At 62.7% G+C, this 7434-nt stretch carries 6 protein-coding genes; 3 read left to right on the top strand and 3 right to left on the bottom strand.

What is annotated here, in order from left to right; genetic code table 11:
• The 3 genes from AC5DC2_RS16130 to AC5DC2_RS16140 all read left to right on the top strand — a co-directional run.
• Positions 1-729: carbohydrate ABC transporter permease (locus AC5DC2_RS16130; protein WP_491699209.1), on the top strand; the 729-nt coding region annotated here is incomplete at its 5' end.
• A gap of 51 nt (positions 730-780) precedes the next feature.
• Positions 781-2442 carry a beta-galactosidase BglA gene (gene bglA, locus AC5DC2_RS16135; RefSeq protein ID WP_024706981.1) on the top strand — a complete coding sequence of 554 codons (1662 nt, stop codon included), beginning with the start codon at positions 781-783 and terminating at the stop codon, positions 2440-2442.
• A 17-nt stretch (positions 2443-2459) separates the two neighbouring features.
• Positions 2460-3557 carry an ABC transporter ATP-binding protein gene (locus AC5DC2_RS16140; RefSeq protein ID WP_491699210.1) on the top strand — a complete coding sequence of 366 codons (1098 nt, stop codon included), beginning with the start codon at positions 2460-2462 and terminating at the stop codon, positions 3555-3557.
• 127 nt (positions 3558-3684) lie between these two features.
• Here AC5DC2_RS16140 and AC5DC2_RS16145 read toward each other — a convergent pair whose 3' ends face one another.
• From AC5DC2_RS16145 to pgl, 3 genes are all read right to left on the bottom strand, one after another.
• A complete protein-coding gene (locus tag AC5DC2_RS16145; RefSeq protein ID WP_491699211.1) occupies positions 3685-4371 on the bottom strand; it encodes an outer membrane protein in 687 nt (228 codons plus the stop codon).
• Positions 4372-4794: 423 nt separating this feature from the next.
• Positions 4795-6618 (bottom strand): phosphogluconate dehydratase, encoded by a 1824-nt coding sequence (gene edd / locus AC5DC2_RS16150; RefSeq protein ID WP_491699212.1) that lies wholly within the window; start codon positions 6616-6618, stop codon positions 4795-4797.
• Between the two features lie 50 nt (positions 6619-6668).
• Positions 6669-7367, bottom strand: a complete 699-nt coding sequence (gene pgl / locus AC5DC2_RS16155) for a 6-phosphogluconolactonase (RefSeq protein WP_491699213.1) — start codon at positions 7365-7367, stop codon at positions 6669-6671.
• Positions 7368-7434 lie beyond the last annotated feature (67 nt).

Raw genomic sequence — 7434 nt, forward strand, 5'->3', positions numbered from 1 at the left:
ATCTTCGTTACCGCCGAGATCCCGCCGCGCTTCACGCTGGAAAACTACCGCAACGTGCTGACGGCGGAGGGCATCGGGCAATCGTTTCTGAACTCGCTGACGGTTGCCATCCCCTCGACCATCATCCCGGTCTTGGTGGCGGCCTATGCGGCCTATGCGCTTTCCTGGATGAAGTTTCCCTTCCGCAACCTGCTTCTGGCGGTTGTTGTCGGCCTGCTCGTCGTGCCGCTGCAGATGTCGCTGATCCCGCTCTTGAAGATGTACAATGCGATCGGTCAGACCTTCGGCGTGCCCGCCAAGACCTATGTCGGGATATGGCTGGCGCATATGGGCTTCGGTCTGCCGCTGGCAATCTATCTGTTGCGCAATTATATCGCCGGCCTGCCGCGCGAGCTGATGGAATCGGCGCGCGTCGACGGAGCCAATGATTTCACCATCTTCAACAAGATCATCCTGCCGCTCTCCTATCCCGCGCTCGCCTCCTTTGCGATCTTCCAGTTCCTCTGGACCTGGAACGACCTTCTGGTGGCGACCGTGTTCCTCGGCAATTCCGAACAGACGATCGTGCTGACGGCGCGGTTGCGGGAACTGCTCGGCTCGCGCGGCGGAAACTGGGAGATCCTGACGGCATCGGCCTTCGTGTCGATCATCGTGCCCCTGATCGTGTTCTTTGCCCTGCAGCGCTATCTCGTGCGCGGCCTTCTGGCCGGTTCGGTCAAGGGCGGCTGATGGCCGCCCCTCACCGAAAACCGTGACATCAGGATACAGAAAAGAAAAACAATGACCGAACACACCCTCAACACCGCGGACAAGGACTGGTGGCGCGGCGCCGTCATCTACCAGGTCTATCCGCGCTCCTTCCAGGATTCCGACGGCGACGGCGTCGGCGATATCCGCGGCATTGCCGACCGGCTCGACTATATTGCCGGGCTTGGCGCCGATGCCGTGTGGATCTCGCCCTTCTTCACCTCGCCGATGAAGGATTTCGGCTATGACGTGTCGAACTACAAGGACATCGATCCGATGTTCGGCACGCTCGCCGATTTCGACGCGATGATCGAAAAGGCCCATGCTCTGGGTCTGAAGATCATGATCGACCTCGTGCTGTCCCACACCTCTGACCAGCACCCCTGGTTCATGGAAAGCCGCGCCAGCCGCGACAATCCGAAGGCCGACTGGTATGTCTGGGCCGAGGCAAAGCCCGACGGCTCGCCGCCCAACAACTGGCTGTCGATCTTCGGCGGCTCGGCCTGGCAGTGGGACTCGCGCCGGCTGCAATACTACATGCACAATTTCCTGGTCTCGCAGCCGGATCTGAACTTCCACAATCCGGACGTTCAGGATGCATTGCTCGATGCGGCGCGTTTCTGGCTGGAACGCGGCGTCGACGGTTTCCGTCTCGACACGATCAATTTCTACTTCTGCGACAGGGAACTGCGCGACAACCCGGCGCTGGCGCCCGAACGCAGGAACGACAGCACGGCGCCGGCCGTCAATCCCTACAACTACCAGGAACATCTCTACGACAAGAGCCGTCCGGAGAACCTCGCATTCCTGAAGCGCCTGCGCGCGCTGATGGAGGAGTATCCGGCGATTGCCGCTGTCGGCGAGGTGGGGGACAGTCAGCGCGGTCTCGAGATCGTCGGCGAATATACTTCCGGCGACGACAAGATGCAGATGTGCTACGCCTTCGAATTCCTGGCACCGCAGCAGGTGACGCCGAAGCGCGTGATCGATTCGATCAATGCCTTCGACGCGGCCGCTCCGGAAGGCTGGGCCTGCTGGGCGTTCTCCAACCATGATGTGGTGCGGCACCTCACGCGCTGGGGCGCGGATGTCGCCGACCAGACGGCCTATGCCAAGATGCTCGGCGCTCTCTTGATGACGCTGAAAGGTTCGATCTGCCTCTACGAGGGCGAGGAACTCGGTCTGACCGAAGCCGATATCGCCTTTGAGGACCTGCAGGATCCCTATGGCATCGAGTTCTGGCCGGAGTTCAAGGGCCGCGATGGCTGCCGCACGCCGATGGCGTGGCAGGCGGGCGCGGCCAATGCCGGATTTTCGACCGCGGAGAAAACCTGGCTGCCGGTTTCGGCCGATCACGTGATGAAGGCCGTTGACGTGCAGGCCGGCAATCCTTCCTCCGTGCTTGAGCACTACCGCCGCTTCCTCGCCTTCCGCAAGGCGCACCCGGCGCTTGCCAAGGGCGCGATCCGTTTCCTTTCCTCGGGCGACGACGCCGTGCTGGTGTTCACGCGTGAAGGGGCGGGCGAAACGGTTCTTTGCGTGTTCAACATGTCGGCCGAGCCGGCAAAGGTCCGGCTGCCCGAAGGCGCATGGACCGCGTTTTCAACCGGCGACCACGGTTTCTCCGCCGAGGAGGACGGGACCATGGTACAACTTCCTGCCTGGGGCGGCTATTTCGCCCGCCAGAGCGCATAGGGGAAAAGGGGCGAAAGATGACTGGTGTTACCCTCAAGAAGGTCAAGAAATCCTACGGCAATGTCGAGGTGCTTCACGGCGTCGACCTCGACATCAATCCCGGCGAGTTCGTCGTCTTTGTCGGCCCGTCGGGTTGCGGCAAGTCGACGCTTTTGCGGATGATCGCGGGCCTGGAGGAAATCTCCGGCGGCGAGATTGCGATCGACGGGCAGGTCGTCAACCAGATCCCGCCCTCCAAGCGCGGCATCGCCATGGTGTTCCAGACCTACGCGCTTTATCCGCACATGTCGGTCTATGACAACATGGCCTTCGGCATGCGGATCGCCAAGGAAAGCAGGGAAGAGATCGACCGGCGCGTCAGGGCTGCCGCGGAGATGCTGCAGATCACGCCCTATCTCGATCGCCTGCCCAAGGCGCTTTCCGGCGGCCAGCGCCAGCGCGTGGCGATCGGCCGGGCCATATGCCGCGATCCGAAGGTGTTCCTGTTCGATGAACCGCTGTCGAACCTCGACGCGGCGCTGCGTGTCGCGACCCGTATCGAGATCGCCAAGCTCAACAGCAAGATGTCCGAGACGACGATGATCTACGTGACCCACGACCAGGTGGAGGCGATGACGCTCGCCGACCGGATCGTGGTGCTTTCTGGTGGCTATATCGAACAGGTCGGCCCGCCGCTGGAGCTCTACGAGCGCCCGGCGAACCTGTTTGTGGCCCAGTTCATCGGCTCGCCGGCCATGAACATCATGCCCGCCAAGATCACCCGCACGGGCGAGACGACCGAGATTGAGCTCAAGGACGGCAAGCGCCTCGAAATTCCGGTCAAGACGCCGGAAGGGGATATGGGCAAGAGCGCCAGCTTCGGCGTGCGTCCGGAAGATGTGCGCGAGGCGGAGGGCGGCGAGGACTTTCTGTTCGAGGGCAAGGTCTCGATCATCGAGGCGCTCGGCGAGGTCACGCTCATCTATATCGAGGGCGAACTGATCGACGAGGACCCGATTATCGTCAAGCTGCCCGGCATCCACGAGGGCAGGCCCGGCGATACGATGCGGTTTGCCGCCGATCCGGAAAAGCGCCATCTCTTCGACGAGAAGGGCCACAGCTACCTCTACCGCTGAACCCGAAAACGAATGGTCCGACTAAAAAGCCCCGCCGGCATAACCGGCGGGGCTTCTTCTTTCCGGCGCAGGGAGGGGAGGAGTGCGACGGTAAAGAGTGGCGGGGCAATGCGCCCCGCCGCAAGGATCAGAACTTGTAACCGACGCGGGCCATGACGCGATTGGACGTGTAGTCCTTCGCTTCAAAGCCGGAGAGCGCGCCGTCGAAGTCCTTCTTGCCGAAGTCGGTGTAGCGATATTCCAGACCGGCGAAGACGTTGTTGGAAAGGGCGTAATCGAGACCAGCGCCGACAGTCCAGCCGTTGAAGGCCTGGTCCTGGTTGAGACCGTTGCCGTCAACATAACCGTTGGCGATCGCCCAGCCGCCCGTTGCGTAGAGCAGGGCGTTGTCGAACGCATAGCCGACGCGGCCGCGGACCGAGCCTTCCCAGTCCGAACCGGCCTTCACGCTGTAAGGCAGGCCGACATTGTAGGTCTGCTCATTCCAGTTGTAGTCCAGCTCGCCTTCGACACCGACGACGATGTTGTTGTCGAACTGATAGTTGTAGCCGGCGAAACCGCCGAGCTTGCCGCCGTCAAAGTCGTCGCTGCCGACCTGGGCGCCATTGTAGCGCATGTTGGCCGTTGCCCAGTCGTAGCCGCCGGTGCCGCCGAGGTAGAAGCCCGACCAGTTGAAGGTCTGCGGGATGACCTGCGGGGCGACATAGGGTTCGGCGGGCGCCGGCGTGGCGACGACATCGGCCGCTTCGGCGGAGGCGGCCATTGCGACGATCGCGGCGGAAGCGAGAAGAATTTTCTTCATTACAGTCTCCATCTTGTCTTTCGATGAGGGAGAAATGGTTCACGTGATCAATCGTTCAATTAAATTCTCCGAAAATGCATCAGATCGGCTGTCTCTGTTGCCGGAATGCTACACTGTGTCGGTCGCACGATTGATTCCATGCCCCCCAAACGAAAAGGGTCGGGAAATTGTTTCCCGTGGCCCCCGATTAAAGCCCGCTTTTGTTTATTTAGTGGCAGCAAAGCGCACGGAATACGGCAGGCGATCACGGATTGAATCAGTGTGTTAACGATGCCGGGAGCAACTGCGTCAGATGCCCGGATGCGTGCAGGCGTGCACCGCGCTGATGGTGCGGTACAGGCGCGACGCCGCGATGCAGACGCGAGAAAAGCGGGTTGCCGACCCGCCGGACGCGGCAGAATGCCCGGCGCGTCTTCATGCGCCGGGCGCGCGATTTCAGCCGAAGACGACGCTTGCGCCTTCGTCGGCGGTGCCGACATGCTGGCGGAAGGGGGCAAAAAGTTCGCGGCCCATGCCGAATTCATTGCCGGAGAGATCTGCGGTCGCGGCCTCGCGGGCGTCGAACTCATCCGCCGGGACCAGCGCTTCCAGCGTGCCGTTCTCGGCATCGAGCCGAAGCATGTCGCCGTCTCGAATTTTGGCGATCGGCCCGCCGTCCTTGGCTTCCGGTGTCACGTGAATGGCGGCGGGCACCTTGCCCGAAGCGCCGGACATGCGGCCATCGGTGACGAGCGCAACCTTGTAGCCGCGGTCCTGCAGCACGCCGAGCGGCGGCGTCAGGCGGTGCAGTTCGGGCATGCCGTTCGATTTCGGCCCCTGGAAGCGCACCACGGCAATGAAGTCGCGGTTGAGTTCGCCCGCCTTGAAGGCCGTCTGCAATTGCTGCTGATCGTGGAAGACGATGGCGGGCGCCTCGATGAGGCGGCGTTCGGGCTTGACGGCGGAGATCTTGATCACGCCCTTGCCGATATTGCCCTTCAGCATCTTCAGCCCGCCATTGGGCTGGAATGGCTTGTCATGGGTGGTCAGGACCTTCGGATCGGCGCTCGGACCGTTGCCGATCGGCTCGCGGCTGACGGTGCCGTTTTCGCCGAGCTTGACGTCGATCGCGTAGGCCTCCATGCCCTCGCCGAAGACGGTGCGGACATCGTCGTGCAGGAAGCCGGCGTTCAGCAACTGGCGGATGAGGTAGCCCATGCCGCCCGCGGCGTGGAAGTGGTTCACATCGGCAAGACCATTCGGATAGACGCGCGCCAGAAGCGGCACGATGTCGGAGAGGTCGGAAATATCCTGCCAAGTCAGCTGGATGCCGCCGGCCCGCGCCATGGCGATCAGGTGCATGGTGTGATTGGTCGAGCCGCCCGTGGCGTGAAGGCCGACAACGCCGTTGACGATCGAGCGTTCGTCGACCATCTGCCCGACGGGCGTGAACTCGTTGCCGTTGACGGTGATGGCGAAGGCGCGCTTGACCGCCTCCTTGGTCAGCGCCTCGCGCAGCGGCGTGTTCGGGTTGATGAAGGAGGCGCCCGGCATGTGCAGGCCCATCATCTCCATCAGCATCTGGTTGGAATTGGCCGTGCCGTAGAAGGTGCAGGTGCCGGGGCCGTGGTAGGATTTCGATTCCGATTCCAGCAGTTCCTTGCGGCCGACCTTGCCTTCCGCATAGAGCTGGCGGATCTGCGACTTCTCGTCATTGCCCTGGCCCGTCGTCATTGGGCCTGCGGGAATGAAGATCGTCGGCAGATGGCCGAAGGTCAGCGCCGCCATGGCGAGGCCGGGCACGATCTTGTCGCAGACGCCGAGATAGACGGCCGCGTCGAACATGTTGTGGGAGAGCCCGACGGCAGCCGCCATGGCGATCAGGTCGCGGGAGAAAAGCGACAGTTCCATGCCCGGCTGGCCCTGGGTGACGCCGTCGCACATGGCCGGCACGCCGCCGGCGACCTGGGCGACGCCGCCGGCCTCGCGCGCGGCCTCGCGGATCGTCTGCGGGAAGGTTTCGAACGGCTGATGCGCCGAGAGCATGTCGTTATAGGCGGTGATGATGCCGAGATTGGGCACGCTGTCGCCGGACAGCGCCTCCTTTTCGGCGGGGGAACAGACGGCAAAGCCATGGGCAAGGTTGCCGCAGGACAGAACCGAGCGGTGCACGCCCTTGGAAATGGCCTGGCTGACGCGATCGAGATAGGCTTCGCGCGTGGGTTTGGATCGCTCGACGATGCGGGCGGTGATCTCTGCAATGCGGGGATCGGCGGTCATGGGCTTTTCCTGTTTTCAAAAAGAAACGCGGAAGGCGCCCGGCAGAATTGTCAGGGCGCCCAGTAGATATTCACGGGGGAGGTGGCTCTCGAAAGGACGGCGCGGATGGGCATTTCCGTTTCGTCGTCGCCGGCAAGGGCCTTTTCCAGAACATCCATCTTTTCCCGGCCTTCGATGTGCAACACCAGAAGGCCGGCATTTTCGAGGCTCGAGAAGGTGAAGGTGAGGCGGGCCTCGCCGGCGCCTTCGGCATGCATGGACATCACTCCGGCCGGCGTCTTCATGTCGAGTGCGCGGCCAAGCGTGTCGCCTCCTGGGAAAAACGAGGCCGTGTGGCCATCGGTTCCCATGCCGAGCACGACGACATCGAAGGGCAGGCTCGTCGCCGAAACCTTGTTGGTGACGATCTCGGCGGCTTCCTCGGCGGTCTTTACATTCTGGTAAAGCGGAATGAAGCGCGCCGCGGCAGCCGGGCCCAGAAGCAGGTTTTCCTTCACCAGCTTGTGGTTCGAACGGGGGCTGTCTTCCGGGACGAACCGTTCGTCGACGAGGGTGATCGTCACCTTTTCCCAGTCGATATCCGCCTTTGAAAGCGCGCGGAAGAAAGCCTTCGGCGTCGAACCGCCGGAAACGGCGATGGAGGCCGCTCCCTTTTCGGCGACGGCTTCGGCCAGCTTGTCGGCGACATCGCCGGCAAGACGGGCCGCAAGCCGGGCGCCATCGTCAAATGTGTGCATGTTCTTGGTCATGATGCTCTCGGCTGGTGTTTCGTCGCCTCACATGGGCTCGTGCCAGGTGCGGCCGTCCCGCTCGATC

Source organism: Martelella sp., assembly GCF_984369615.1.